General features: G+C 67.7%; 28 protein-coding genes. 14 read left to right on the top strand and 14 right to left on the bottom strand.

Features of this window, described 5'->3' with window-relative positions; translation table 11 throughout:
• Positions 1 to 3: 3 nt before the first annotated feature.
• From ftsB to AC1DMS_RS24500, 5 genes are read right to left on the bottom strand one after another with little or no spacing between them, the layout of a single operon-like run.
• Entirely contained in the window at positions 4 to 282 is a 279-nt protein-coding gene (gene ftsB / locus AC1DMS_RS24520; protein ID WP_012748544.1) for a cell division protein FtsB, read from the bottom strand.
• A 17-nt stretch (positions 283 to 299) separates the two neighbouring features.
• Entirely contained in the window at positions 300 to 1,583 is a 1,284-nt protein-coding gene (eno, locus tag AC1DMS_RS24515) for a phosphopyruvate hydratase (protein WP_012748543.1), read from the bottom strand.
• 34 nt (positions 1,584 to 1,617) lie between these two features.
• The gene (locus AC1DMS_RS24510) at positions 1,618 to 1,908 is read right to left on the bottom strand and encodes a DUF1330 domain-containing protein (protein WP_012748542.1); all 291 of its coding nucleotides are present in this window, start codon (positions 1,906 to 1,908) and stop codon (positions 1,618 to 1,620) included.
• A complete protein-coding gene (gene kdsA / locus AC1DMS_RS24505; protein WP_436311244.1) occupies positions 1,905 to 2,762 on the bottom strand; it encodes a 3-deoxy-8-phosphooctulonate synthase in 858 nt (285 codons plus the stop codon). The genes AC1DMS_RS24510 and kdsA overlap by 4 nt, the downstream gene beginning before the upstream one ends.
• On the bottom strand, positions 2,759 to 4,438 hold the full coding sequence (locus AC1DMS_RS24500; RefSeq protein WP_012748540.1) for a CTP synthase: 1,680 nt from the start codon (positions 4,436 to 4,438) through the stop codon (positions 2,759 to 2,761). Before AC1DMS_RS24500 ends, kdsA begins: the two co-directional genes overlap by 4 nt.
• 123 nt (positions 4,439 to 4,561) lie before the next feature.
• Between AC1DMS_RS24500 and coaBC the strand changes: the two genes are divergently transcribed.
• The 4 genes from coaBC to AC1DMS_RS24480 all read left to right on the top strand — a co-directional run bounded on the left by coaBC (position 4,562) and on the right by AC1DMS_RS24480 (position 7,358).
• Positions 4,562 to 5,785 (top strand): bifunctional phosphopantothenoylcysteine decarboxylase/phosphopantothenate--cysteine ligase CoaBC, encoded by a 1,224-nt coding sequence (gene coaBC, locus AC1DMS_RS24495; RefSeq protein WP_436300349.1) that lies wholly within the window; start codon positions 4,562 to 4,564, stop codon positions 5,783 to 5,785.
• Entirely contained in the window at positions 5,785 to 6,234 is a 450-nt protein-coding gene (locus tag AC1DMS_RS24490) for a hypothetical protein (RefSeq protein WP_018905901.1), read from the top strand. Before coaBC ends, AC1DMS_RS24490 begins: the two co-directional genes overlap by 1 nt.
• Positions 6,235 to 6,236: 2 nt before the next feature.
• Positions 6,237 to 6,683 (top strand): dUTP diphosphatase, encoded by a 447-nt coding sequence (dut, locus tag AC1DMS_RS24485; protein WP_012748537.1) that lies wholly within the window; start codon positions 6,237 to 6,239, stop codon positions 6,681 to 6,683.
• Positions 6,684 to 6,857: 174 nt separating this feature from the next.
• Positions 6,858 to 7,358, top strand: a complete 501-nt coding sequence (locus tag AC1DMS_RS24480; protein WP_012748536.1) for an outer membrane lipoprotein — start codon at positions 6,858 to 6,860, stop codon at positions 7,356 to 7,358.
• 79 nt (positions 7,359 to 7,437) lie between these two features.
• Here AC1DMS_RS24480 and AC1DMS_RS24475 read toward each other — a convergent pair whose 3' ends face one another.
• Entirely contained in the window at positions 7,438 to 7,962 is a 525-nt protein-coding gene (locus AC1DMS_RS24475; RefSeq protein ID WP_418145650.1) for an FKBP-type peptidyl-prolyl cis-trans isomerase, read from the bottom strand.
• Positions 7,963 to 7,976: 14 nt separating this feature from the next.
• Here AC1DMS_RS24475 and AC1DMS_RS24470 point away from each other — a divergent pair, with 14 nt between their 5' ends.
• The 3 genes from AC1DMS_RS24470 (at position 7,977) to AC1DMS_RS24460 (ending at position 9,996) form a co-directional block, all read left to right on the top strand.
• Entirely contained in the window at positions 7,977 to 9,122 is a 1,146-nt protein-coding gene (locus AC1DMS_RS24470) for a JmjC domain-containing protein (protein WP_412511361.1), read from the top strand.
• On the top strand, positions 9,112 to 9,627 hold the full coding sequence (locus AC1DMS_RS24465; protein ID WP_412511360.1) for a hypothetical protein: 516 nt from the start codon (positions 9,112 to 9,114) through the stop codon (positions 9,625 to 9,627). Before AC1DMS_RS24470 ends, AC1DMS_RS24465 begins: the two co-directional genes overlap by 11 nt.
• 93 nt (positions 9,628 to 9,720) lie before the next feature.
• Positions 9,721 to 9,996, top strand: a complete 276-nt coding sequence (locus AC1DMS_RS24460; RefSeq protein WP_012748532.1) for a hypothetical protein — start codon at positions 9,721 to 9,723, stop codon at positions 9,994 to 9,996.
• Positions 9,997 to 10,077: 81 nt separating this feature from the next.
• On the opposite strand, the gene AC1DMS_RS24455 is transcribed toward AC1DMS_RS24460, so the two are convergent.
• The 6 genes from AC1DMS_RS24455 to AC1DMS_RS24430 form a co-directional block, all read right to left on the bottom strand.
• Positions 10,078 to 10,854, bottom strand: coding sequence for an MBL fold metallo-hydrolase (locus AC1DMS_RS24455; protein ID WP_478181908.1), 777 nt, complete (start codon positions 10,852 to 10,854; stop codon positions 10,078 to 10,080).
• 5 nt (positions 10,855 to 10,859) lie between these two features.
• On the bottom strand, positions 10,860 to 11,954 hold the full coding sequence (gene bamC / locus AC1DMS_RS24450; protein WP_012748530.1) for an outer membrane protein assembly factor BamC: 1,095 nt from the start codon (positions 11,952 to 11,954) through the stop codon (positions 10,860 to 10,862).
• Positions 11,955 to 12,099: 145 nt separating this feature from the next.
• Positions 12,100 to 13,026, bottom strand: a complete 927-nt coding sequence (gene dapA, locus AC1DMS_RS24445; protein ID WP_370880727.1) for a 4-hydroxy-tetrahydrodipicolinate synthase — start codon at positions 13,024 to 13,026, stop codon at positions 12,100 to 12,102.
• A gap of 43 nt (positions 13,027 to 13,069) precedes the next feature.
• A complete protein-coding gene (locus AC1DMS_RS24440) occupies positions 13,070 to 13,639 on the bottom strand; it encodes a class I SAM-dependent methyltransferase (RefSeq protein ID WP_478181907.1) in 570 nt (189 codons plus the stop codon).
• 8 nt (positions 13,640 to 13,647) lie between these two features.
• Positions 13,648 to 13,788 carry a hypothetical protein gene (locus AC1DMS_RS24435; RefSeq protein ID WP_018905906.1) on the bottom strand — a complete coding sequence of 47 codons (141 nt, stop codon included), beginning with the start codon at positions 13,786 to 13,788 and terminating at the stop codon, positions 13,648 to 13,650.
• A 23-nt stretch (positions 13,789 to 13,811) separates the two neighbouring features.
• Positions 13,812 to 15,035 (bottom strand): MFS transporter, encoded by a 1,224-nt coding sequence (locus AC1DMS_RS24430; protein ID WP_012748526.1) that lies wholly within the window; start codon positions 15,033 to 15,035, stop codon positions 13,812 to 13,814.
• Between the two features lie 178 nt (positions 15,036 to 15,213).
• Between AC1DMS_RS24430 and AC1DMS_RS24425 the strand changes: the two genes are divergently transcribed.
• The 5 genes from AC1DMS_RS24425 to AC1DMS_RS24405 are packed head-to-tail and all read left to right on the top strand — an operon-like array spanning position 15,214 to position 21,927.
• Positions 15,214 to 17,211: a DNA topoisomerase IV subunit B gene (locus AC1DMS_RS24425; RefSeq protein WP_012748525.1), complete on the top strand. Its 1,998-nt coding sequence runs from the start codon at positions 15,214 to 15,216 to the stop codon at positions 17,209 to 17,211.
• 26 nt (positions 17,212 to 17,237) lie between these two features.
• Complete coding sequence (locus AC1DMS_RS24420; protein WP_307596552.1) at positions 17,238 to 18,131, top strand: lytic transglycosylase domain-containing protein; 894 nt, start codon at positions 17,238 to 17,240, stop codon at positions 18,129 to 18,131.
• A 43-nt stretch (positions 18,132 to 18,174) separates the two neighbouring features.
• A complete protein-coding gene (locus AC1DMS_RS24415; protein WP_478181906.1) occupies positions 18,175 to 19,296 on the top strand; it encodes a Kelch repeat-containing protein in 1,122 nt (373 codons plus the stop codon).
• 46 nt (positions 19,297 to 19,342) lie between these two features.
• Entirely contained in the window at positions 19,343 to 21,739 is a 2,397-nt protein-coding gene (parC, locus tag AC1DMS_RS24410) for a DNA topoisomerase IV subunit A (protein ID WP_478181905.1), read from the top strand.
• Positions 21,739 to 21,927, top strand: coding sequence for a hypothetical protein (locus AC1DMS_RS24405; protein ID WP_062366517.1), 189 nt, complete (start codon positions 21,739 to 21,741; stop codon positions 21,925 to 21,927). The genes parC and AC1DMS_RS24405 overlap by 1 nt, the downstream gene beginning before the upstream one ends.
• Positions 21,928 to 21,939: 12 nt before the next feature.
• Here the strand turns inward: AC1DMS_RS24405 and AC1DMS_RS24400 are convergent, their stop codons facing one another.
• Positions 21,940 to 23,043 carry an MBL fold metallo-hydrolase gene (locus tag AC1DMS_RS24400; protein ID WP_478181904.1) on the bottom strand — a complete coding sequence of 368 codons (1,104 nt, stop codon included), beginning with the start codon at positions 23,041 to 23,043 and terminating at the stop codon, positions 21,940 to 21,942.
• A gap of 198 nt (positions 23,044 to 23,241) precedes the next feature.
• Between AC1DMS_RS24400 and AC1DMS_RS24395 the strand changes: the two genes are divergently transcribed.
• Positions 23,242 to 24,834 (top strand): esterase/lipase family protein, encoded by a 1,593-nt coding sequence (locus AC1DMS_RS24395; protein WP_012748519.1) that lies wholly within the window; start codon positions 23,242 to 23,244, stop codon positions 24,832 to 24,834.
• A gap of 71 nt (positions 24,835 to 24,905) precedes the next feature.
• A complete protein-coding gene (locus AC1DMS_RS24390) occupies positions 24,906 to 25,442 on the top strand; it encodes a cysteine hydrolase family protein (RefSeq protein WP_478181903.1) in 537 nt (178 codons plus the stop codon).
• A 3-nt stretch (positions 25,443 to 25,445) separates the two neighbouring features.
• Here the strand turns inward: AC1DMS_RS24390 and AC1DMS_RS24385 are convergent, their stop codons facing one another.
• Complete coding sequence (locus AC1DMS_RS24385; protein ID WP_478181902.1) at positions 25,446 to 26,183, bottom strand: metallophosphoesterase family protein; 738 nt, start codon at positions 26,181 to 26,183, stop codon at positions 25,446 to 25,448.
• Positions 26,184 to 26,397 lie beyond the last annotated feature (214 nt).

Genomic DNA, 26,397 nt, shown 5'->3' with positions numbered 1-26,397 from the left:
TGTTCAGTGGGTAACTTGAACGAACACTTCGTTGGGCTTGACCATGCCCAGCTCCTGCCGCGCACGCTCTTCGACCATCTCGAGGCCGATCTTGAGGTCGTTGACTTCGGAGGCCAGCCGTTCGTTGTTGACCACGGCCTTGGCGTTGGCCGCCTTCTGGTCGGCCAGCTTGGACTGCAGCTGCGCCACGTCGCGCACGCTGCCGCGCCCGTTCCACAGCTGCCACTGCAGGATGACCAGCAGCAGCAACAGCACGATGGGTGGAACGAGGCGCGAGCGCATGCCGCCGGCTTCGCGTGCTACTTCAGGTTGTAGAACGCGCCGCGGCCCGGGTAGCTGGCGATGTCGCCGAGGTCTTCCTCGATGCGCAGCAGCTGGTTGTACTTGGCGATGCGGTCCGAGCGCGAGAGCGAGCCGGTCTTGATCTGGCCCGCATTGGTGCCCACCGCGATGTCGGCGATGGTGCTGTCCTCGGTTTCGCCCGAGCGGTGCGAGATGACGGCCGTGTAGCCCGCGCGCTTGGCCATCTCGATGGCGGCGAAGGTCTCGGTCAGCGTGCCGATCTGGTTGATCTTGATCAGGATCGAGTTGGCAATGCCCTTGTCGATGCCTTCCTGCAGGATCTTGGTGTTGGTGACGAACAGGTCGTCGCCCACCAGCTGCACGCGCTTGCCCAGGCGTTCGGTCAGCAGCTTCCAGCCGTCCCAGTCGCCTTCGTGCATGCCGTCCTCGATGCTGATGATCGGGTACTTGTCGACCCAGGTGGCCAGCATGTCGGCCCAGTTGCCGGCCGAGAGCGTGAGGTTCTCGCCCGAGAGCACGTAGTTGCCGTCCTTGTAGAACTCGCTCGCGGCGCAGTCCAGGCCCAGCGCAATCTGCTCGCCCGCCACGAAGCCGGCCTTGTCGATGGCTTCGAGGATCAGCTGGATGGCCGCTTCATGGCTTTCGACGCTGGGTGCGAAACCGCCTTCGTCGCCGACGGCCGTGCTGATGCCGCGGTCGCCCAGGATCTTCTTGAGCGCATGGAACACCTCGGCGCCGTAGCGCACGGCTTCGCGGAAGCTCGGTGCGCCCACGGGGATGATCATGAACTCCTGCAGGTCCAGGCTGTTGTTGGCGTGCGCGCCGCCGTTGATGACGTTCATCATCGGCACCGGCAGCTGCATGCCGCCCATGCCGCCGAAGTAGCGGTACAGCGGCAGGCCCGACTCCTCGGCCGCGGCGCGTGCCACCGCCATCGAGACGGCGAGGGTGGCGTTGGCGCCCAGGCGGCCCTTGTTGTCGGTGCCGTCCAGGTCGATCATCGTGCGGTCGAGGAAGGCCTGCTCGCTGGCGTCCAGGCCGAGCACGGATTCCGAGATCTCGGTGTTGATGTTCTCCACCGCCTTGAGCACGCCCTTGCCGAGATAGCGCTTCTTGTCGCCGTCGCGCAGCTCGATGGCTTCGCGCGAACCGGTCGATGCGCCCGAGGGCACGGCCGCGCGGCCCATGGTGCCCGATTCGAGCAGAACGTCGCACTCGACGGTGGGATTGCCGCGGCTGTCGAGGATTTCACGGCCGACGATGTCTACGATTGCACTCATGCGTTTCTCTTTCTTTCAGTCTCGATTCGATTGATCAAAGGCCTTCGACAGCGACCATGCGCATCACCGCGGCGCCGGCACGGGCTTCGCGTGCCTTCAGGTATTCGGGCGTTTCGTAGAAGGCCTTGGCCTTCTCGAAGCTGGGGAACTTCAGGATGACGAGGCGCGAAGGCGTCCAGTCGCCCTCGAGCACTTCGACCTGGCCGCCGCGCACGCACACCTCGGCGCCGTGCGCCTGCATCGCGGCGCTCGACCACTTCTTGTATTCCTCGTACTGCGCCGGATTGGTGACCTCGACGTGGGCGATGACATAACCACTGCTCATGATTGAAAGACGTCCTCTAGAAATGCGTTCTTCTTGGTGACCTGGTCGAGCGCCAGCAGCGTCTCGAGCAGGGCCTTCATGTGCTTGAGCGGCACGGCGTTGGGGCCGTCGCTCAGCGCCTTGGCGGGATCGGGGTGCGTTTCCATGAAAAGGCCGGCCACGCCCACGGCCACGGCCGCGCGCGAGAGCACCGGCACCATTTCGCGCTGGCCGCCCGAGGTCGCGCCCTGGCCGCCCGGCAACTGCACCGAGTGGGTGGCGTCGAACACCACGGGCGCGCCGGTCTCGCGCATGATCGCGAGCGAGCGCATGTCCGACACCAGGTTGTTGTAGCCGAAGCTCGCGCCGCGCTCGCAGGCCATGAAGCTGTCTTCGGGCAGGCCGGCTTCCTTGGCGGCAGCGCGCGCCTTGTCGATCACGTTCTTCATGTCGTGCGGCGCAAGGAACTGGCCCTTCTTGATGTTGACCGGCTTGCCCGACTGCGCCACCGCGCGGATGAAGTCGGTCTGGCGGCACAGGAAGGCGGGCGTCTGCAGCACGTCGACCACCTTGGCGGCCTCGGTGATGTCGTCCTCGGTATGGACGTCGGTCAGCACGGGCAGGCCGAGTTCGCGCTTCACCTTGGCCAGGATCTCCAGGCCCTTCTCGCGGCCCGGGCCGCGAAAGCTGGTGCCCGAGGAGCGGTTGGCCTTGTCGAAGCTGCTCTTGAAGATGAACGGAATGCCGAGCGAGGAAGTGATTTCCTTCAGCGTGCCGGCCGTGTCCATCTGCAATTGCTCGGATTCGACCACGCAGGGGCCGGCAATCAAAAAGAAAGGCTGGTCGAGCCCGATGTCGAATCCGCAGAGTTTCATGCAACCGCCTTCAGGTTCTTTGCGCCGCCCGCGCTCCGGGCCTTGTGGTCGAGCGCCGCCTTGATGAAGGCATTGAAGAGCGGATGGCCGCTCCACGGCGTCGACTTGAATTCAGGGTGGAATTGCACACCCATGAACCACGGGTGCACGTCCTGCGGCAGTTCGACGATCTCGGTCAGGTGCTCGCGCTGCGTCAGCGCGGAAATGACCAGGCCGGCGGCGCGCAGTTCGTCGAGGTAGTTGACGTTGGCTTCGTAGCGGTGGCGGTGGCGTTCGGTCACCACGTCGCCGTAGATGCTGTGGGCCAGCGTGCCGGCCGAGACGTCGGAGCTTTGAGCGCCCAGGCGCATGGTGCCGCCGAGGTCGGACTTCTCGTTGCGCGTCTTCACGGTGCCGTCGGCGTCCTTCCACTCGGTGATCAGCGCGATTACGGGGCAGGGCGTCTCGGGGTCGAACTCGGTGCTGTTGGCGTTCTTCAGGCCCGCCACGTGGCGCGCGTATTCGATGGTGGCCACCTGCATGCCCAGGCAGATGCCGAGGTAGGGCACCTTGCCTTCGCGCGCGAAGCGGGCGGCCGAGATCTTGCCCTCGACGCCGCGCTGGCCGAAGCCGCCGGGCACCAGGATCGCGTCGTACTTGGCGAGCCGCGAGACATCTTGCGGGGAAATGGTTTCGGAATCGATGTAGTCGATCTTCACGCGCGCATGGTTCTTCATGCCGGCGTGGCGCAGCGCCTCGTTCAGCGACTTGTAGCTGTCGGACAGGTCGACGTACTTGCCGACCATCGCGATGCTGACTTCCTGCTGCGGATGCTCGACCTCGTACACCAGCTCGTCCCAGCGCTGCAGCTTGGCGGGCGGCGTGTTGATGCGCAGCTTGTCGCAGATCAGGCCGTCCAGGCCCTGCTCGTGCAGCATGCGCGGCACCTTGTAGATGGTGTCGACGTCCCACATGGAGATCACGCCCCATTCGGGCACGTTCGAGAACAGCGAGATCTTGGCGCGCTCGTCGTCGGGAATCGGGCGGTCGGCGCGGCACAGCAGCGCGTCGGCCTGGATGCCGATGGCGCGCAGTTCCTTGGCGGTGTGCTGGGTGGGCTTGGTCTTGAGCTCGCCGGCGGCGGCGATCCACGGCACGTAGGAGAGGTGCACGAAGGCCGAGTTGTTCGGGCCCATGCGCAGGCTCATCTGGCGCACGGCTTCGAGGAAGGGCAGCGATTCGATGTCGCCCACGGTGCCGCCGATCTCGACGATGGCCACGTCCACCTCATGCGCGGTGCCCAGGCCGGCGCCGCGCTTGATGTATTCCTGGATCTCGTTGGTGATGTGCGGAATCACCTGCACCGTCTTGCCCAGGTAGTCGCCGCGGCGCTCCTTCTCGAGCACGGTCTTGTAGATCTGGCCAGTGGTGAAGTTGTTGGCCTTGCGCATCCGCGTGGTGATGAAGCGCTCGTAGTGGCCGAGGTCGAGGTCGGTCTCGGCACCGTCGTCGGTGACGAACACCTCGCCATGCTGGAACGGTGACATCGTGCCGGGGTCGACATTGATGTACGGATCGAGCTTGATGAGGGTGACCTTGAGGCCGCGCGATTCGAGGATCGCGGCGAGGGAGGCGGAGGCGATTCCCTTGCCAAGGGAAGATACGACACCACCGGTGACGAAGACAAATTTGGTCATGCCAGTTCCGGACCAGAGATCCGGGCAGTGGGAAATTGCGATTATAGGTGTCCCCTTTGTGCCCCTTCGGCCCAAGGCCATCCCGTTCCTGATCTTGTCGGTATGTGAGCAACAATATGACTCATGCAAGATCTCGCCGGCAAACACATCGTCCTGGGCCTTACCGGTGGTATCGCCTGCTACAAGTCGGCCGAGCTGTGCCGCCTGTTCGTGAAGGCGGGCGCCACCGTCCAGGTCGTGATGACCGAGGCGGCCGAGCAGTTCATCACGCCGGTCACGATGCAGGCGCTCTCGGGGCGCACCGTCTACACCTCGCAGTGGGACGCGCGCGAGCCCAACAACATGCCGCACATCAACCTGAGCCGCGAGGCCGACGCCATCGTGCTGGCGCCCTGCAGCGCCGACTTCATCGCGCGGCTGGTGCAGGGCCGGGCCGACGACCTGCTGAGCCTGATGTGCCTCGCCCGACCCATGGACCGCGTGCCGCTCCTGATCGCGCCGGCCATGAACCGCGAGATGTGGGCGCATCCCGCCACCCAGCGCAACCTGGTGCAGGTGGCGGCCGATGGCGCCACGGTACTGGGCGTGGGCAGCGGCTGGCAGGCCTGCGGCGAGACGGGCGACGGCCGCATGCTCGAGCCGGCGCAGCTGCTCGAGGACATCACGGCCTTCTTCGTGCCCAAGCTGCTGGCGGGCCAGAAGGTGCTGGTGACCGCGGGCCCCACCTTCGAGCCGCTCGATCCGATCCGCGGCATCACCAACCATTCGTCCGGCAAGATGGGCTTTGCCATTGCGCGCGCGGCGCGCGAGGCCGGTGCCGAAGTCACGCTGGTGGCCGGCCCGGTGCACCTGCCGACGCCGCGCGGAGTGAGCCGCATCGACGTGCTCAGCGCGCAGGACATGCTCGAAGCCACCCTCCATGCTGCGCAGTCCGCTAGCATTTTTGTAGCGACGGCGGCGGTTGCCGACTGGCGGCCCGCCACCCACAGCGAGCAGAAGATCAAGAAGGACGGCAGCGGCAAGACGCCGGTGCTCAATTTCGTCGAGAACGCCGACATCCTGCTGGCCGTGGCCCAAAGCGAGCGCGCGCAGGCCCGCAAGCTGTTCTGCGTGGGCTTCGCGGCCGAGAGCGAGAACCTGGCCGAGCACGCCAAGGCCAAGCGCGAGCGCAAGGGAATTCCGCTCCTGGTCGGCAACATCGGACCGCTGACCTTCGGGCAGGACGACAATGCGCTGCTGCTGGTGGACGCAACGAGCACGCGCGAACTGCCGCGTGCGCCCAAGCTCACCCTGGCACGCGAACTCATGACCGAGATCGCCGCCCGGCTGCCCGACTGGAGAGTCTGATGAACCCCCAATGGAACACGCCGCCCAATGGCGACTTCGCCAGCTACGTCGAGCGGCTGTCGGCCCAGGCCGCGCTGCCGAAGCGGGCGGCGCACGAGGGCGACCACGGCCTGGACGTGGGCATCACGCCCGCACCGGGCGCGCAGGGCGCTGCGGCGGCCGCGGCCCAGCGGCGCGAATCGTCGAACGGAGATGCCTCCGCGCCAGGCGCCGGGGCGCTGGCGCCCATGGCGCTCAAGCTCATGGCCGCCGTGGGGGCCGTGGTGCTGCTGGCGCTGTGGTCGGCCGGCGTTTCCCTCGTTGTGCTGGTGTTCCTGGCGGGCGCGGCTTTCTGGCTCGCCAGCAAGCTCAAGGGACTGAAGCTCACACCCGGTGTCGCCAAGTGGCAGCAGCTGCTCGAGGAAGCCGCCCGCAAGCAAAGAGAACAGCAACACAAGCAAGGCAAGTAGAAGTGAAAGTAGACGTTCGTATCCTCGATCCACGCATGGTGGACCAATTGCCCGCCTATGCCACGCCCGGCAGCGCAGGGCTCGATCTCAGGGCCTGCCTCGATGCGCCGATCACGCTGGAGCCCAACGGCTGGCAGCTCGTGGGCACCGGCATCGCGATCCACCTGGCCGACCCGGCCTATGCGGCGCTGATCCTCCCGCGCTCGGGCCTCGGCCACAAGCACGGCATCGTGCTCGGCAATCTGGTGGGCCTGATCGACAGCGACTACCAGGGCGAACTCAAGATCAGCGCCTGGAACCGCAGCGACACGCCCTTCGTGCTCCAGCCGATGGAGCGGCTCGCCCAACTCGTGATCGTGCCGGTGGTGCAGGCGCAGTTTCGCGTGGTCACAGAATTTGCAGCTTCGCAACGCGGCGAAGGCGGCTACGGCTCCACCGGCAAGCACTGACCGCTCCCCGTCTTTGCGCGGCTTCGTGTCGGGCCCGTAAAGACCGGAACTGACGGTTCGCGGCGCGCTCCTACGTTTCGGTGTGTGTCCTGCGTCATCCCCACAGCGGGCAAGACGTTGGATACAGGCTTTGGCGCATCGGGATGCGCCGATTTATCCGAGGAGCCTCTCAACATGAAAATTTCAACGCGCTTCATTTCCATTGCCGCTTCCGTGGTGGCGCTTGCCACGCTCACGGCCTGCGTTGCTCCCGCGCCGGTCTATCACACGACGCGCTATCCCTACCAGGCGCCGCCGCAGGCGGTTCCCTACCAGGAGGCGGCCTATGTCGAATACGGCCACGTCGCCAACATCGAGGTGCTGCGCAGCGAAACCGGGGGCACCGGCACCACCGGCGGCGGCGCGGTGGCGGGCGGTGTGCTCGGCGGCGTGGTGGGCAACCAGTTCGGGCACGGCAGCGGCCGCGCCGCGGCCACCGCGCTGGGCATCGTGGGCGGTGCGCTGCTGGGCAACACCATCGAGGGACAGGCCAACGGGCCGCGCGCCTACGAGAGCTACCGCATCTCGGTGCAGACCGACCGCGGCGGCTACCGTGCCTTCGACGTGCAGCATCCGGGCGACCTGCGCATCGGCGACCGCGTGCGCATCGACAACGGCCAGATCTCGCGCATGTAGCCGCATGCCGCAGCAAGCAGCAAAAAGCCGGGCACTGCCCGGCTTTTTGCTGCTTGCTGCGGCGATTTGCCCTCAGGGGTCAGTGCAGCAGGTCGTTGCCCGGCGCCGTGGGCGGCACCTTGAAGAAGGCCGTACCCGCCGTTCCACTACCGACTTCTTCTTCCGTGGCCTCGCGCACCGAGCGAACCGTGATGTCGAGCCGGATTGCGATGCCGGCGAGCGGATGGTTGCCGTCGAGCACCAGATGGTCCGGATAGATCTCGGCCACGGTGTAGATCACGTCCTTGGGCATGGCGTCGCTCACGCCTGGGGGCAGGGCGGCGCCGTCGAAGGTCATGCCTTCCTCGGTGCCTTCGGGGAACAGCGAGCGCGGCTCCAGAAAGAGCAGTTGGTCGTTGAAGTCGCCGAAGCCCTGTTCGGGCTCGAGCTGCAATTGCACCCGTGCGCCGGGCTCGTGGCCCTGCAGGGCGGCTTCGATCACATCGAAGAGGTCATCGCCCCCCACCATGAATTCCACCGGTTCGTCGAGCACGTCCAGAACTTCGCCCAGGGTGTCTTTCATCGTCCAGGTCAGGCCGACCACGCATTGTTCAGAGATTTCCATTGCAGAATTCTCCCATGGAGATTACACAACCGCTGCCGTTGCTCGGCGGCCTGAGCGCCGCGCAGTTCATGCGGCGGCACTGGCAGAAGAAACCGTTGCTGGTGCGCCAGGCCATACCCGCCATGGTGCCACCGATCGAGCGCAGCGCGCTCTTTGCCCTGGCCGAGCGCGAGGACGTCGAATCGCGCCTCATCCGCCACGGCAAGGCCGGCTGGACGCTCAGGCACGGGCCGCTCGCGCGGCGCGCGCTGCCGCCACGCAAGCAGCCGGCCTGGACGCTGCTGGTGCAGGGCGTCGACCTGCATCACGACGGTGTGCATGCGCTGCTGCAGCAGTTCCGCTTCCTGCCCGATGCGCGGCTGGACGACCTGATGATCAGCTATGCGAGCGACCAGGGCGGCGTGGGCGCGCATTTCGACAGCTACGACGTGTTCCTGCTGCAGGCGCAGGGCAGGCGGCGTTGGTCGATCGGCCGGCAGAGCGACCTGCGCCTGCAGCAGGGCGTGCCGCTCAAGATCCTCGAGAACTTCGAGCCCGAGCAGAGCTTCGTGCTCGAGCCGGGCGACATGCTGTACCTGCCGCCGCGCTATGCGCACGACGGCGTGGCGGTCGGCGACGACTGCATGACCTGCTCCATCGGCCTGCGGTCGTCCGCGGTGGGGGAGCTTGGCGCCGACCTGCTGGCCCGCGTGGCGCAGGCCTATGCCGAGGCGCTCGAAGATGCGGGCCCGGCCGAGCTCGCGCGCTACCGCGATCCGACGCAGCCCGCGGTCGAGGCGCCGGCCGCGATGCCGGCCGCGCTGCAGGCCTTTGCGCGCAAGGCGGTCGACGCCGCGCTGCGCGATCCGGACGCCATCGACCGCGCGCTGGGCGAATCGCTGACCGAGCCCAAGGCCAACGTCTGGTTCGACTCTGAAGGCGCCGAGGCACCGGCGGAACTGCACGCCGTGGCGCTCGACCGCCGCACGCGCATGCTCTACGACGCGCGGCACCTCTACATCAACGGCGAGAGCTTCCGCGCAGGCGGGGCCGATGCAACGCTGATGCGGCGGCTGGCCGACCGGCGCGCGCTCGGGCCGCGCGAACTGGCGCGCGCGAGCGACGGTGCACTCGCACTGCTGGCCGAGTGGTGCGAAGCGGGGTGGGCCCATGCCGAGTGAGAGTTTCGCGGCGGCCGCACCGGCCTTGCCCGAGGGACGCTTCGATGGCCCCGAAGCCTTTGCGGGCATGGTGCGGGCCGCGCTGTCGAGCGCTGCGCGGCAGGGGTGGAAAGAACTGGTCTTCAGCGACCCCGACTTTGCCGACTGGCCGCTCGGCGAGCGGGCCAGCATCGAGGCGCTCCAGGCCTGGTCGGCCGCGGGCCGCCGCTTCGTGCTGCTGGCGCAGCGCTTCGATGCGGTCGAACGTTCACATGCGCGCTTCGTTGCGTGGCGGCGCATGTGGGGCCACATCATCGAATGCCGCGCGGTGCGTGCGGAGGCGGGCAGCACCGCGGTGCCGAGCGCCATCTGGACGCCCGGGTGGTTCGCCCACCGCACCGATCCCGAGCGCAGCCGGGGCCTGTGCGGCTTCGATCCGCGGGCGCGGCGCGAACTGCGTGAAACAATCGATGAGTCGTGGCGAGTGGGTGTTGCCGCCTTTCCGGCGTCGACACTGGGCTTGTAAGCCAATGCCGCGAATGAGGCCGCGAGACACAAACGGGCGGCGATGCGGGTCTAGAATTTTTTCGTTCTGACATCCATTGCCAAAGGAGTTTCCATGAAGAAGTCATCGTCCGTCCTGCTCGCTTCGTTGATCGCCGCTGCCGCACTCGTGGCCTGCGGAAAGAAAGAGGACGCCGCGCCGGCGGTTGTGACACCCCCGCCCGCCCCGGTGACCGAACCGGCCCCGCCGCCGCCCGCCGCCGCACCGGCCCCGTCGACCAGCACCGATCCGTCGGCCGCGACCACGCCTTCGCCGGGTGCATCCTCGGCGCTGGACGCCGCCAATGCCGCGACCGAGGCCGCCAAGAAGAACGAAGCGCCGAAGCAATAAACCCGGGTGTTCGTTCACCCAGCAAAAAGCCGCCTGGTGGCGGCTTTTTGCATGGGGGCGCGGAACAGCAACGCCGCGCGATCACACATCCAGCCAGGGCGAGCCTTCCAACGCACTGGCCGTGAGCATCTCGGCCTCGTGCCCGCCGAGGGCTTCGGCCATCAGGCGCCGCACGATGTCGGGGCGGTTGTTCTGCTCGCTCAGATGGGCCGCGACCACGTGGCGCAGGCCGTCGTGGCGCACCGCGCGTGCGATTTCCGCGGCCGCATCGTTCGACAGGTGTCCGTGCCTGCCGCCGACGCGCAGCTTCAGGAAGGCGGGATAGGCCGAATTGGCGAGCAGTTCGCTGTCGTGGTTGAACTCGAGCAGCAGCGCATGCACGCCGCTCAGGCGGGCCAGCACATGCGCGGTGGCATGGCCCAGGTCGGTCAGCACGCCCAGCGTGCGCGCGCCGTCGGAGCAGCGAAGCTGCAGCGGCTCGCGCGCATCGTGCGGCACGGTGAAAGGCCGCACCGCGATGTCGCCGACCGCGAACTCGGCATCGTCCCGCGCGAGGTTGAGCCGGCCTTCGAAATCGCGGGCCCCGGTAGCGAGCCAGGTGCCTTCGCTCATCCAGACGGGAATGCGGTTGCGCCGCGACAGCGAGTGGGCGCAGCCGATGTGGTCGCCGTGCTCGTGGGTGATGAAGACCGCGTCGATGTCGCTGGCCGCGAGGCCGGCCTTGGCAAGCCGAATATCGAGTTGCCGCAGGCCGAAGCCGCAGTCGACCAGGAGCCGCGAAGTGCGCCCGCCGCTGGTGGATTCCACCAGCGCGGCGTTGCCCGTGCTGCCGCTGCCGAGGCTTCGGAAGCGGAGCATGCGGCTTACTTCAGGTCGTCGGCGATGACCTGGACGATGCGCTGCGCGTTCGCCGAGGTTTCGGGCGCGCCGTTCGCGTTCAGCACCGAGACCGTGGTGCTCTCGCCCTGGCCGCCCTTCACGAGGATGCGGAACTTGATCGGTGCTTCGTTCTTCTCGGAGCTGCCGAACAGCTTGCCGAAGAAGCCGGGCTCCTTCTTGTCGGGGTTCGGGGTCACGTAGCGCACGTAGTAGATGCCGGCGCTGCGGTCGCGGTCTTCCACGGTGAAGCCGGTGCGGTCGAGCGCCAGGCCCACGCGGCGCCATGCGCGGTCGAAACCTTCGTTGATCTGCACGACCGGCTGGCCGCTCACGTTGGCGACGGTCGCGGTCTTGGAGGGCGCGGTGGTGGCGGCCAGGATCTTCGACTGCTCTTGCGTCACGCCGAGCTTGACCATCAGGCGGCGCAGGAACTCGGTCTCGAGCTCAGGGTCGCTCGGACGCGGCTGCCACACGGTCTGGTCCTGGCGGCTGTTGTTGTAGACCTCCTGCATGCCGCGGTGGCTGATGAAGATCTCGGTGCCCGTGGGCGTGCGCTCCAGGCGCGTGCGGAAGCGGTCGAGCTCGCCGGTCGAGTAGACCGAGTCGACCAGCTTGCCCAGCGTGCCGCGGATGATGTCCTGCGGCAGCTTGGCGCGGTTCTCGGCCCAGTCGGTTTCCATGATGCCGAGGTTGCGCTGCTCGGTGGTCAGGAGGAAGCCGCTTTCCTGCCAGAAGTCCTTCACCGGATCCCAGAGCTGGTCGGGCGAGCGGTTGATGACGATCCAGCGCTGCGTGCCCGAGCGCTCCATGCGCACGTCGCCGATGTTGGCCACCGCGGTGGGAATGCCCGGCGCATTGGCGGCACCGGCCTGGTAGGCGTTGGCCGTGACCGCACCGCCCGGCACCGCATAGCGGTTCTCGCGCGAGAGCTGCGACAGGTCGGGCGGGACTTCGAGCGTGGGGGCCTTGCCGGCGCTCTTGTAGTCGATCTTGTCGCTCTCGAGAACGGAGCAGGCGGCGAGGCTGACAACGAGGGTGGCCAGCAGTGCAGCTCGCGAAATGTGCGAAAGGTTCTTCAACGTCGTCTTCCTTGTTGGAATGGGTTCGGTCAATCTGTGGGCCGCTTTGCCCGCACTCTCTGAGCACGGTTCAGGCAAAAGGTTGCGTAACCTCGATGCGGCAGGGGAAAGCGATGGGAGGTGTCGGGAAGAAAAGCGGGGAGGATCAGCCCTTGAGCAGGCCGGTGGCGCGCAAGGCAGCCTCGACCACGGGCCGGTTCGTTTCCGCCAGCTCGGTGAGCGGCAGCCGCAATGCGCCGCCGCACAGCCCGAGTCTGGACATGGCCCACTTCAGCGGGATCGGGTTGGGCTCCACGAACAGGTGGCGGTGCAGCGGCATCAGCTCGAACTGGATCTGCATCGCGCGGCGTACATCGCCTGCGATGGCCGCAACGCACAGCTCGTGCATCTTGCGCGGCGCGATGTTGGCCGTGACGCTGATGTTGCCCTGGCCGCCGCAGAGCATGAGGGCGACTGCAGTGGGGTCGTCGCCCGAATAGACGGCAAAGTTCTTGGGCAGGTCGCGGATGAGCCATTGCGCGCGCTCGATGTTGCCGGTGGCTTCCTTGATGCCGATGATGCCCGGCACCTGCGCGAGGCGCAGCACGGTGTCGTGCGCCATATCGGCCACGGTGCGGCCCGGCACGTTGTACAGCACGGTGGGCAGGTCGCCCACGGCTTCGGCGATGGCCTTGAAGTGCTGGTACTGGCCTTCCTGCGTCGGCTTGTTGTAGTAGGGCACGACCTGCAGCTGCGAATCGGCGCCCACGCCCTTGGCGAACTTGGCGAGCTCGATGGCTTCCTTGGTCGAGTTGGCGCCGCAGCCGGCCATCACGGGCACGCGGCCCTTGGCCTGCTCGACCGCCACGCGGATGATCTCGCAATGCTCTTCCACGTCGACCGTGGGCGATTCGCCGGTGGTGCCGACCACGCCGAGGCAATCGGTGCCTTCGTCGATGTGCCAGTCGATCAGCCGGCGAAGGGCGGGGTAGTCGACACTGCCGTCGTCGTGCATCGGCGTGGCGAGAGCGACGATGCTGCCTGTCAGTTGCTCCAAGGGGAATCTCTCTGTCGGGTGGACGAAAGCGCCGATTCTACTGACTCCGGCATTCCCGGAAACGGCCGCCCCGGCGGGCTCAGTTTCCCTGCAGCAGATGGCGCGGGGGCTGGCCGGCGTCGGCATTGCCGGCGCGGATGGCCGCGATGCGCTGCACGAAGCGCGCCGGTTCGGCAACAAAGCCGTCCTCGTAGGCCACCACGCGCAAATCCTTGCATGCGGCCAGCAGTTCGCCGGGCTGCAGCAGGAAGTCGGGGCGCGAGGGCTTGCCGACCGTCTCGTTGCCGGCCGCGAAGGTTTCGTAAAGCAGCACGCCGCCGGGGGCGACCGCGGCCACGATGTCCGCCATGCGCGGGCGCCACAGGTAGTTGGTGACGACCACCGCGCCGAAGGCCTGGCCCGCGAACGGCCAGGGGCCGGCCTCGATGTCGGCGGTCAGCACATGGCCGAAGGCGCCCGCGGCCTCGGCAGCCTCGGCCGAGCGGTCCACGCCTGTCGCCGCATGCCCGCGCGCCGCGAACCATTGCATGTGCCGTCCATGGCCGCAAGCCACGTCGAGCACGGTGGCGCCAGGGGCGAGCAGGTGCGACCACCGCACGATCCATTCCGACGGCGCGGTTCCGCCATGCGAAGGCGCTACATCTTTCATAGCAATCATCAGAAGCAGGACCAGACCTGGTCGACCAGCGTGACCAGGAAATCCGGGTGCACGTAGAGCACAAAGACGCCGCCCAGCGCCGCCAGCGCGGCGGCCAGCCAGCCGGCGTGCACGAGGCGGTGGCGCATCTGCGGAGTCATGGGGCCATTGTCCACGGCCAGGGTCAGCCGGGCATGGCGGCCGGCCGGCCGCCGCGCGCGATGGCGCTTTCCTTCACCGGCAGGTTGATCAGCGCCGCGAACACGCCCAGCGCGATCGCGATGTACCAGACGATGTCGTAGCTGCCCGTGGTGTCGTACAGGTAGCCGCCCAGCCAGACGCCGATGAACGAGCCGACCTGGTGGCTCAGGAACACGAAGCCGCTGAGCATCGACAGGTGCGCCACGCCGAAGATGCCCGCGATGATCGCGTTGGTCGCGGGCACCGTCGACAGCCAGAGGAAGCCCATGGCCGCCGAGAACACGTACACGCTGAGCGGCGAAATGGGCGCCAGGAGGAACAGCGCGATCGAGACCGCCCGTGCAAAGTAGATGGCCGCGAGGATCTTGCGCTTGGCCAGCTTCTGGCCCAGCAGCCCGACCGTGTAGGTGCCGAACACGTTGAAGAGCCCGATCAGCGCCAGCGCGTAGCCCGCCACCTCGGCCGGCAGGCGCTGGTCGCGCAGGTAGGTCGGCATGTGGATGCCGATGAAGGCGAGCTGGAAGCCGCAGACGAAATACCCCGCCATCAGCAGCCCGAAGCTCGGATAGCGGAAGGCCTCGCCCACCGCCTGCAGCACCGATTGGTCGCGGTGCCCCGCGAGCGCGCCGCGCTGCGGTTCGCGCAGGCCGAAGGCCAGCGGCATGATCACCAGCGCCAGCATCGCCACCGCCGCGAGCGCGCTCTGCCAGCCCAGCTGCCTGATCAAGAGCCCCTCGATCGGCGCCAGCAGGAACTGCCCGAAGGAGCCGGCCGCCGCCGCCACGCCCATGGCCCAGGAGCGCCTCTCGGCCGGGATCTGGCGTCCGATCACGCCGTAGACGACCGCATAGGTGGTGCCGGCCTGCGCCGCGCCGATCAGCACGCCGGCGCTCAGCGTGAACAGCAGCGGCGTGGGCGAATACGCCATGCCCAGCAGGCCCAGCGCATAGAAGGCCGTGCCGGCGATCAGCACCCGGAAGGCGCCGAAGCGATCCGCCACCATGCCCGCGAACACGCCGAAGATGCCCCACGACAGGTTCTGCACGGCCAGCGCGAACGAGAAGGTCTGGCGGCTCCAGTCCTGCGCCTGCGTGATCGGCTGCAGCCAGAGGCCGAAGCCGTGGCGGATGCCCATGGAGAGCGTGACGATCATGGCGCCGCAGATCAGCACCTGCTTGATCGAGAGAGTGGGAGAAGAGGCTTGCATGGCGTCGAATGTAGCGACTGGCCACTTTGGCAGGTGCGCTGGCGGCCAAGGCCATTGATGATTTGTGGCGCGGGCTTTGATGCGCGGCACGCATCAAAGCCCGCGCCCTGCCGTGAACGCGCCGCGTGCCTGTATGGGTATCCAGTTGTTTGGCGGCGACTGACTACAATCCGCCCCCATGGCGACTCCCCCCAAGACTCCCCCCAGTTCATCGTCCGCGTCCTCCGGGTACTCGGAAGGCTCCATCCGCGTGCTCAAGGGCCTGGAGCCCGTGAAGCAGCGCCCGGGCATGTACACCCGGACCGACAACCCGCTGCACGTCATCCAGGAAGTGCTCGACAACGCCGCTGACGAGGCGCTGGCGGGCCATGGCAAGAAGATCAAGGTCACGCTGCATGCCGACAACTCGGTCAGCGTCGAGGACGACGGCCGCGGCATTCCCTTCGGCCTGCATCCTGAAGAAAAAGCCCCCGTGGTCGAACTGGTCTACACCCGGCTGCACGCCGGCGGCAAGTTCGACAAGGGCTCGGGCGGCGCCTACAGCTTCTCGGGCGGTTTGCACGGCGTGGGCGTGTCGGTGACCAATGCGCTGTCCAAGCGGCTCGAAGTCACGACCCACCGCGAAGGCTCGGTCGCCAGGCTGGCCTTCAGCGGCGGCGACGTGATCGAGCCGCTGCAGGTGCGCAAGCTCGAAGCCGGCGAGCGCAAGCAGGGCACCACCGTGCGCGCCTGGCCCGACGCCAAGTATTTCGAGACCGCCGCGCTGCCGATGGCCGAGCTCACCCACCTCTTGCGCAGCAAGGCCGTGCTGATGCCGGGCGTGAGCGTCACGCTCACGGTCGAGAAGACCAAGGAAACCCAGCAGTGGCTCTACAAGGGCGGCCTGAGCGACTACCTGATGCAGACGCTCAACGGCGACCCCGTGATCCCGCTGTTCGAAGGCAGCGGCCACGCCGACAAGAACGCCGACAACTTCGCCGAGGGCGAGGGCGCCGACTGGTGCGTGGCCTTCACCGAAGATGGCCAGCCGGTGCGCGAGAGCTACGTCAACCTGATTCCCACCAGCGCCGGCGGCACGCACGAGAGCGGCCTGCGCGACGGCCTGTTCACCGCGGTGAAGGGCTTCATCGAGCTGCACTCGCTGCTGCCCAAGGGCGTGAAGCTGCTGCCCGAGGACGTGTTCGCACGCGCCTCGTACGTGCTGAGCGCCAAGGTGCTCGACCCCCAGTTCCAGGGCCAGATCAAGGAACGCCTCAATTCGCGCGATGCCGTGCGCCTGGTGTCGAGCTTCGTGCGCCCGGCGCTCGAGCTCTGGCTCAACCAGCACGTCGACTATGGCCGCAGGCTCGCCGAACTCGCCATCAAGGCCGCGCAGACGCGCCAGCGCGCCGGCCAGAAGGTCGAGAAGCGCAAGGGCTCCGGCGTGGCCGTGCTGCCCGGCAAGCTGACCGATTGCGAGAGCAAGGACATCAGCCACAACGAAGTCTTCCTGGTCGAGGGCGACTCCGCCGGCGGCAGCGCCAAGATGGGCCGCGACAAGGAAAGCCAGGCCATCCTGCCGCTGCGCGGCAAGGTGCTCAACACCTGGGAAGTGGAGCGCGACCGGCTGTTCGCCAACACCGAAATCCACGACATCTCGGTGGCCGTGGGCGTCGATCCGCACGGCCCCACCGATTCGCCCGACATGAGCGGCCTGCGCTACGGCAAGATCTGCATCCTCTCGGATGCCGACGTGGACGGCTCGCACATCCAGGTGCTGCTGCTCACGCTGTTCTTCCGCCACTTTCCGAAACTCATCGAAGCCGGCCACGTGTATGTCGCAAAGCCGCCGCTGTTCCGCGTCGATGCGCCTGCGCGCGGCAAGAAGCCGGCCTCCAAGGTCTATGCGCTCGACGAGGGCGAACTCACGGCCACGCTCGACAAATTGCGTAAAGATGGCGTGCGCGAAGGCGCCTGGAGCATCAGCCGCTTCAAGGGCCTGGGCGAAATGAGCGCGGAACAATTGTGGGAAACCACGCTCAATCCCGATACCCGGCGCCTGATGAAGGTGCAATTGGGGCGCTTCGACTTCAGCTCCACCCAGGGCGAGATCACCAAGCTCATGGGCAAGGGCGAGGCAGCCGCCCGGCGCGAACTGATGGAACTGCGCGCCGACGATGTCGACATCGATGTTTGACTACCCTCGTGAAAATTCCAGATTTCATGCGTCCGTTGCTCCTGGCCCTGCTGCTGTGCGCGCAGCAGGGGCTCGCGCACGCCGCTGACGTCTACGGCTACATCGACAGCAAGGGCGTGGCGCACTTCGCGTCGGAAAAGATCGACGAGCGCTACCAGGTCTTCTTTCGCCGCGGCCAGAGCTTCGACACCGCGCAGGGCCTGGCGCCGTTCGCGCGCGGCGGGCGCAAGCTCGATGGAAAGGTGCCGCAGGCCTCGCAAACCCTGCTGGCGCTGTTCGAGGCCTCGCCAAGCTACAAGACCGCCAAGGCCGCGCTGCGCGATGCGTCGAACAAGCATTCGATCGACTACGAACTGCTGCAGGCGCTGATCGCCACCGAATCGGGCTTCGATGCCCAGGCCGTTTCGCCTAAGGGTGCGATGGGGCTCATGCAGCTCATGCCGGCCACCGCGCAGCGCTATGGTGTCGCAGCCGACAAGCGCAGCACCATCGAGAAGAAGCTGTTCGACCCGCGCATCAACATTGCCGCGGGCTCGCGCTACCTGCGCGACCTGATCGCGATGTTTCCGGGCCAGATCGAGCTGGCCCTTGCTGCCTACAACGCGGGCGAAGGCGCGGTGCAGCGCGCGGGCAACAAGATCCCAAACTACAAGGAAACGCAGAACTACGTGCAGACCGTGCTGCAGCTCTACGCCTACCTCAAGCCATCGGCGGCGGGATCATCGGCCATGGCAAGCGGCGGCGGCGCGCGCGGCGGCAAGGCGCCGGGGCGCATCCGCATGGAACTCACGGTGCCCAAGGGCGGCGCCCTGGGCCGCGGCAACATGCCGCCCGACTCGCCGGGCGCCATGCCGGCCATGCCCGATGCGCCCGAGCCATCGGCGGTGCCGGACAGCGGCTCGGACGCGCCGGTGTCCTGATGGCCTGCCCCGTCTTTCTCCGCCGATGAAGGAGCCCTTCTTCATGCACCGCCGAAGCTTCGTTCTCGCGACCGCCGCCTGCGCGGTGGCCGGCGCCGCGCGCGCGCAGCACGCGGCCACGCACGACACGCTGCCGCCGGCGCCTTCGTCGAAGGAGCCCTATGCGCGGCTGCAAGGCGGCGTTCCGCACCACATGACGCCCGAGCAGGAAGCCCAGCGCGTCACCGACAGCCCCGCACCGGCCGGTCCCGCGGGACGCTGGGAGCAGCGCGCGGCCTTGCCCATTCCGCGCAGCGAGATGGCCTGGGCCGCCGCGGCGCAAGGGCGCATGCACGTGGTCGGCGGCTATGGCGAGGGCGCGGTCAACCGCGACTACCACCACATCTACGACCCCAAGGCCGACCGCTGGCTCGACGGCGCACCGCTGCCGCGCGGCGCCAACCACGTGGCGGTGGCGGCCGACGGCGACCGGATCTACGCCCTGGGCGGCTTCGTCGAGCAGAACCGCCGCTCCGACACCAATGCCTACGTCTACGAGATCGCAGCCAACCGCTGGAGCGCCATCGCGCCGCTGCCGCGACCGCGCGGCGCTGCGGCCGCGGTGATGCAGGGCGGCGTGCTGCACCTGATCGGCGGCGCCTCCGAGCCTGCGGCCGAACGCGCGAGCGTGGGCTGGCACGAAGTCTACGACCCCAAGGCGGACCGCTGGTCCTCCGCCAAGCCGCTGCCCGGTGCGCGCGACCACGTGGGCTGCGTGGCGTACGGCGGCCAGATCCACGTGATCGGCGGGCGCTTCAACACCTTCGAATACAACACCGACCTGCACCACGTCTACCTGCCCGCGCGCGACACCTGGGAGCTGCGTGCGCCGCTGCCCACGGCGCGCTCGGGCCACGGCCTCGTGGTGTACCGCGGCCGCTTCTTCGCGATGGGCGGGGAGGGCGGCTTCCTGGTGGGCGGCGTGCCGCGCCAGGCCAAGGTGTTCGGCCAGATGGAAAGCTACGATCCCGTGGCCGACAGCTGGCAGCGCCATGCCCCGATGCTCACGCCGCGCCATGCGGTGGGCGCCGCGGTGATCGGCGACTGGATCTACGTGGCCGGCGGCGGCGCGGTGCTCGGCGGCGCCGTGCAGTCCGCGGTGCACGAGGCTTTCACACTAGGCTGAACGCGCAAGCGCACGGCCCGCAACTGTTTTTCTTTCTCTCTTCTCCATGGACGACTCCCAACCTCCGCTCGATCTCCAGGGTCCCACCGACGGCGACACCACCCTCACACTGGCCGACTACGCACAGACCGCCTACCTCGAATACGCGCTCAGCGTGGTCAAGGGCCGCGCACTGCCCGACGTGTCCGACGGCCAGAAGCCGGTGCAGCGGCGCATCCTGTATTCGATGTCGCGCATGGGCCTGGGCTTCGGCGGCGCCAACGGCACCGTGGGCGCCAAGCCGGTCAAGAGCGCGCGCGTGGTCGGCGACGTGCTCGGCCGCTTCCACCCGCACAGCGACCAGGCCGCCTACGACGCGCTGGTGCGCATGGCGCAGGATTTTTCGCAGCGCTATCCGCTGGTCGACGGCCAGGGCAACTTCGGCAGCCGCGACGGCGACGGCGCCGCGGCCATGCGCTACACCGAGGCGCGCCTGGCCCGCATCACCAGCCTGCTGCTCGACGAGATCGACGAAGGCACGGTCGACTTCATTCCCAACTACGACGGCAGCACCGAGGAGCCGCGCCTTCTGCCCGCGCGGCTGCCCTTCACGCTGCTCAACGGCGCGAGCGGCATCGCGGTCGGCCTGGCCACCGAGATCCCGAGCCACAACCTGCGCGAGATTGCCGATGCCTGCGTGGCGCTGATCAAGTCGAACGGCAAGCTCAGCGACGAGGAGCTGCTGCAGATCGTGCCCGGCCCCGACTATCCGGGCGGCGCGCAGATCATCAGCGGGCCGGCCGACATCGCCGACGCCTACCGCACCGGCCGCGGCTCGCTGAAGGTGCGCGCGCGCTGGAAGATCGAGGACCTCGCGCGCGGCCAGTGGCAGCTGGTGGTCAACGAGCTGCCGCCGGGCGTCAGCACGCAGAAGGTGCTCGAGGAAATCGAGGAAATCACCAATCCGAAGGTCAAGGCCGGCAAGAAGGCGCTCTCCGCCGACCAGACCCAGCTCAAGGCCGCGATGCTCTCGGTGCTCGACGTGGTGCGCGACGAATCCAGCAAGGACGCCGCGGTGCGCCTGGTGTTCGAGCCCAAGACCTCGCGCATCAGCCAGGACGAATTCATCACCACGCTGCTCGCGCAGACCTCGCTCGAGACCTCGTCGCCGATCAACCTCACGATGGTGGGCATCGACGGCAAGCCCACGCAGAAGTCGCTGCGCCAGATGCTCAACGAGTGGATCGCGTTCCGCGAGGTCACCGTCGAGAAGCGCTCGCGGCACCGGCTGGGCAAGGTGCAGGACCGCATCCACATCCTCGAGGGGCGGCAGCTGGTGCTGCTCAACATCGACGAGGTGATCGCGATCATCCGCGCAGCCGAGGACCCGAAGGCTGCGCTGATCGCGCGCTTCAATCTCAGCGAAATCCAGGCGGAAGACATTCTTGAAATCCGGCTGCGCCAGCTTGCGCGGCTGGAGGCCATCAAGATCCAGCAACAACTCGACGAGCTGCGCACGGAGCAGAAGAAGCTCGAGGACATCCTCGGCAGCCCGGCCGCGCTGCGCCGCCTGCTGGTGAAGGAAATCGAAGCCGACGCCAAGACCTTCGAAGACCCGCGCCGCACGCTGATCCAGGCCGAGAAGCGCGCCGTGGCCGAAGTGAAGGTGGTCGACGAGCCCGTGACCGTGATCGTCTCGCAGAAGGGCTGGGTCCGCGCGCAGAAGGGCTGGGCGAGCGAGAAGGCCGCCGGCAACGGAGGCACTGCGCCCGAATACAGCTTCAAGTCCGGCGACACGCTCTACGGCGCCTTCGAATGCCGCAGCGTCGACACGCTGCTGGTGTTCGGCTCGGCCAAGGACAAGAGCGTGCGCGTCTACACCGTGCCCGTGGCCTCGCTGCCCGGCGCGCGCGGCGACGGCCAGCCCGTGACCACGCTCATCGAGCTCGATGCCGGCACGCACGTCACGCACTTCTTCGCGGGCCCGGTGGGCGCCAGCCTGCTGCTGGCCAACACCGGCGGCTACGGCTTCATTGCCACCGTCGAGAACATGATGTCGCGCCAGCGCGGCGGCAAGGCCTTCATCGACGTGGGCGAGGGCGAACAGCTCTGCCGCCCCTCGCTGGTGGGCGGCGCGAGCGGCGCCGAGCCGATGCCGGCCGCCACGCACGTGGCCTGCGCCTCGACCGGCGGCCGCATCCTGACCTTCGACATCGCCGAGCTCAAGAGCCTGCCCAAGGGCGGCCGTGGGCTCGCGCTGATCGACCTCGATGCCAAGGACACCCTGGCGGGTGCCGCGGCCTACACGCGCAGCGTGAAGATCGAAGGCATCGGCCGCGGCGGCAAGGAGCGCGATGAAACCCTGGAAATCCGCACGCTCAACAATGCGCGCGGCAGCCGAGCGCGCAAGGGCAAGGCGGCCGACCTCGGCTTCAAGCCGACGAGCATCGTGCGGGTGCTGTGATGGGCGGCATTGACATCAGCGTCATCGGCCTCGTGATCGCGGTGGTCACGGGCCTTGCAAGCTTCTGGTTCGGCCGGCGCATGCGCCTGAAGCGCGGGGCCAAGCAGCGCGAGAAGGACCGCATCGCGGCGCAGGCCGGCGAGACCCGGCAGCAGCGCCGGGCACGCGAGCGCAAGGAACGCGGCTAGCGCCTTTTCGCCTCAGCGCAGGCCCTGCCACCAGCGCTCGTTGGTGCGGGCCTTTCCCACCGTGAGCACTTCGCCGATCACCGGCGTGGCGAGCTCGATCTTCTTGGCCTGCGACAGGTCGGCAATGCGGTCCAGCGGATCGTGCCAGGTGTGGAAGGCGAGGTCGAAGGTGCTGTTGTGCACCGAATAGAGCACCTTGCCGCGCAGGTCCTCGAAGGCCTGCACGCTCTGCTCGGGCGTCATGTGGACAGCGGGCCAATAGGCGTCGTAGGCACCGTTTTCCATCAGCGCCAGGTCGAAGCCGCCGAAGCGCTCGCCGATCTGCTTGAAGCCCGCAAAGTAGCCCGAGTCGCCGCTGTAGAAGATGCGCTGCTCGCCGCTTTGCACCACCCATGAAGCCCACAGCGTGCGGTCGCGGTCGGTCAGCGTCCGGCCCGAAAAGTGCTGCGCCGGCGTGGCGGTGAGCTTGACGCCGTCGTGCTCGCCGCCTTGCCACCAGTCGAGCTCCGTCACGCGCTCCTCGGGCACGCCCATGGCCACCAGCCGCGCGCGCACGCCCAGCGGCACGAAGTAGCGCTGCACGCGCAGCGCGAGGTACTCGATGGTGGCCACGTCGAGGTGGTCGTAGTGGTCGTGCGAGAGGATCAGGCCTTCGATCGGTGGCAACTGCTCGAGCGTGAGCGGCGGCTTGTGGAAGCGCTTGGGACCGACGAAGGTGAACGGCGACGCGCGCTCGCTGAACACGGGGTCGATCAGCCAGTACTTGCCCTGCAGCTTGAGCAGGTGCGACGAATGGCCGAGCCGCACCACATGGTTGGCCTTGGGATCGAGCGCCTCCAGGTCGGCGGTGGCCAGCATGCGCACCGGGATCGGGTCGACCGGCACGGTGCCCACCTTGTCGCCGACGATGAAGCGCGACCAGATCCGCCAGCCGCTGGCCGAAGGCAGCACGTCCGGGTTCGGCGGGTTCTGGAAGCTGCAGCCCTTGAACTGCGGCGATGCGTCGTAGCGCGCCTCGCATCCGCTGTTGCTGGTGCAGCCCGCGACGAGCGCGCAGCTCGCCGCGAAGAGCGATGTGCCGTAGCCGCGAAGGCGGCGCTTCAGAAAGGAGATCATGGCGAGGTGTTGTCCGGTTTTTGCGGCGCGAGCTTAGCCGCCGCGCCGCCGCCAATGGTTTCAGCGGCAGAAACATTCGGCGCACAGGGATATTTCCGCGCCGCTCGTCGTAGGCCATGCGTTCTATGGCCGCCCGCGGCATCGCGCGGCACACTGAAGCGCGCCACGTTCCGCGGGCTTCAAGGAGGCGACCACACCATGAGCAGCAATCGCTATCCCATCATCTACGTGCGCGGCTACGCCATGACCGAGGCCGAGCGCGACGACACCGCGGCCGATCCGTTCTGCGGATTCAACGTGGGCTCCACCGTCTACCGCGCCACCGTGAAGAAGGACGCGCCGGCGCAGAAGTTCGTCTTCGAATCGCCCGTGGTGCGCCTTCTGGCCGACTTCCAGTACCAGAGCGTCTACCAGAACGGCCTCGATATCCTCGACAACGACTGGAAGCCTTCGCCCGACGAAACCGGCAAGGACGTGGACGGCATTCCGGCCGCATCGATCGTCATCTACCGCTACTACGACGGCGGCTCGGAGCTGCTGGGCGACGGCAAGTCGCGCGACGTGAAAATCTACGCGCAGGGCTTGAGCAAGCTGATCCTTCGCGTGCGCGACCTGGTGGCACTGCGCGAAGGAGCCGCTTTCTCGCCGGCCGACTTCCGCTGCTACCTGGTGGCGCACTCGATGGGCGGGCTGGTGGTGCGTGCCTTCCTGCAGAACCCGGCGCTCGGCGATGCGGCGGCGCGCGCCTGCGTCGACAAGGTGTTCACCTACGCCACGCCGCACAACGGCATCGACATGGGCGGCATCAACGTGCCGGCCTGGCTCACGGCCAACGAGATGAACACCTTCAACCGCGAGCGGATGTCGGAGTTCATGGACACGGCGCCGGTCGATGGCCGCATGGACTACCTGCCGGCCGCCGCGTTTCCGCCCGAACGCTTCTTCTGCATGGTGGGCTCCAACCGCGGCGACTACGAGGCCGCCAAGGGCCTCTCGCGCATGTTCGCGGGCCACGGCAGCGACGGACTGGTGCGCATCGAGAACGCCTCGCTCTGGTCCATCGACGAGGCCAGGCGCAGCAAGCCGGTGGCCACCGCCTACGCCTTTCGCTCGCACTCGGGCTACTTCGGCATCGTCAATTCCGAGGAGGCCTACCAGAACCTCGTGCGCTTCCTGTTCGGCGACGTGCGCGTCGATCTCTGGTTCGAGGTCGATGGCGTAACGCTGCCGCCGGACCTCCCCAAGGACGCCGACGTCGACGCGCTCTACCAGGTCGAACTACTGGCCGCGCCGCGCGGCAAGCGCTGGTACCTGAGCCGGCGCGTGGCCGAGGAAGACTCGCCCGCCTGCCGCACGCACAAGGAACTGACCGACCCCGAAAAGCCCGAGCGCCGCTCGATCTATCTCTCGACCGTGTTCCTTGCCAACAAGGCGCGCGTGAAGCAGGACCGGCCGACGCTGGCCTATGCGATGACGCTCGGCGTGCGCGTGCCCGACTACCAGGTGAACAAGAAGTTCTGGCTCGACGGCCACTACGAAGGCAGCTCGCTGTTCCGCGACACGCTGGTGATCGAGATCGCACCGCCGCAGCCCGACGACCCGGCGCAGAACTGGAACGTGAAGTACGGCTGGCAGACCGACACCGCGGGGCAGGCCTCGCTGCCGATGAGCCCGAAGCAGCTGGCCGACGGCAAGCTGCAGTTCATCGTGCCGCTTTCGAGCCTGGGCGCGGCGCCGGCGGCACCCGGCATCAGCGGCAAGGTGCGGCTGGAGGTGAGCGCCTGGAGTTGAGGAGAGCGTCGTCCGGCGGGCGCCGGCGTCATACTCGGGCGGTCCAGGGTCCTGCCTTCTCCTCCTCCCCCATGAAAACTGCCGTTCTCGTCATCGACATGCAGCGTGGCCTCTATGACGACCTGCCGCGCCCCCACGAGGCCGCCGAGGTCGCGCAGCGCATCAACGATCTCACCGCGCGTGCCCGTGCCGCGGGCGTGCCGGTGGCTTTCATCCAGCACGAGAACGCCGTCGACCTCGAATTCGATTCCGAGCGCTGGCAACTTTCCAGCGCGCTGGAGGTCGATCCGGACGACACGAAGATCCGCAAGGCCACGCCCGATTCGTTCCTGCGCACGCCGCTGCAGGCATGGCTCGCGGGGCATGCGGTGCAGTGCGTAGTGGTCTGCGGCTACTCGTCGGAGTTCTGCGTGGACACCACCGCGCGCCACGCCGCAGCGCTCGGCTACGAGGTCGTGCTTGCGGCCGACGCGCACACCTCGCACGACAAGCCGCACGCCACCGGCGACTTCATCCGCGCCCACCACAACGCCACGCTGTCGGACATCACGAGCTTCGGCGTGCCGATCCGCGCGGTGCCGAGCGCGAAGATCGTGTTCGGCGATTGATCCCTAGGGCATGCGCCCGGTGGCGAGGGCATGGGCCCAGTCCGGCCGCTCGTGCGCAAGCGCCAGGGCCGCCATGGCCATGTGGTCGTAGGGCACTGCGACCAGCCGGGAAGTCCAGCCTTCTTCGCGCCGCTCGACGATGGCATAGCGCGCCTTTGGCGAGCCGGTTTCGACGGCATGCGGATACGGGTGAATGTCGTCGTAGGCCGGCAGGCCGACGCTGCCCGGATTGACGATCAGCTGCCCGCCCGATGCACGCGCCACGCGCGGCACATGCGTGTGGCCGCAGGCGATCAGCTGCGCATCAACTTCGCCGAGCCGGGCATCGATTTCCGCCTGCGTGGCCGGGCGGAAGTCCGTGGGCTCCACGGTCTCCAGGAAGTATTCGAGGTCGCTGGCCGGCGTGCCATGGCAGAGCAGGACTTCCGGACTGAAGCGCAGGCTGTGCCCGAGCGAAGCCATCCACTCGAACTCCTTCGCGCCGAGCCGGGCATGGGCGAACGCATCGGACGCTCCGCGCTTGTCTGCGGGCGTTGTGAGCAGCTGGCGTTCATGGTTACCCGCGAGATGGACCCAGTCCTGCGCCATCAGGAATTGCGCGGTCTCCAGCGGCATCAGCGGACCGGAGAGGCTGTCGCCGAGGTTGACGATGGCATCCGCGCCGCGGCGGGTAATGTCTTCGACCACGGCCTCGAGCGCGGGGAGGTTTCCGTGGATGTCGGAGACGAGGGCTATGCGCATTGGTGGGTTTGTCTTTGGGGCCGGGCGATCTTAGTCCTGAGGTGCTTTGTTTTAGGCCTTTGTTTCAGGGCGCGTGCACAGGCCACCGGGTACTCCCCTCCGCGAATGTCCCCCGCCTTCGGCTCCTCCTTTATTTCGCTGCGGGGAGCACCCGATGCCCTGTGCACCAGGGCACGCTCGTGGTGTACCGCTGATCAACGGCCGCTCCGCATAA

The sequence above is a fragment of the Variovorax sp. 05T418 genome, from assembly GCF_056396385.1.
The sequence above is the reverse complement of the archived record's forward strand: the minus strand, read 5'-3'. Positions and strand labels throughout refer to the sequence as shown.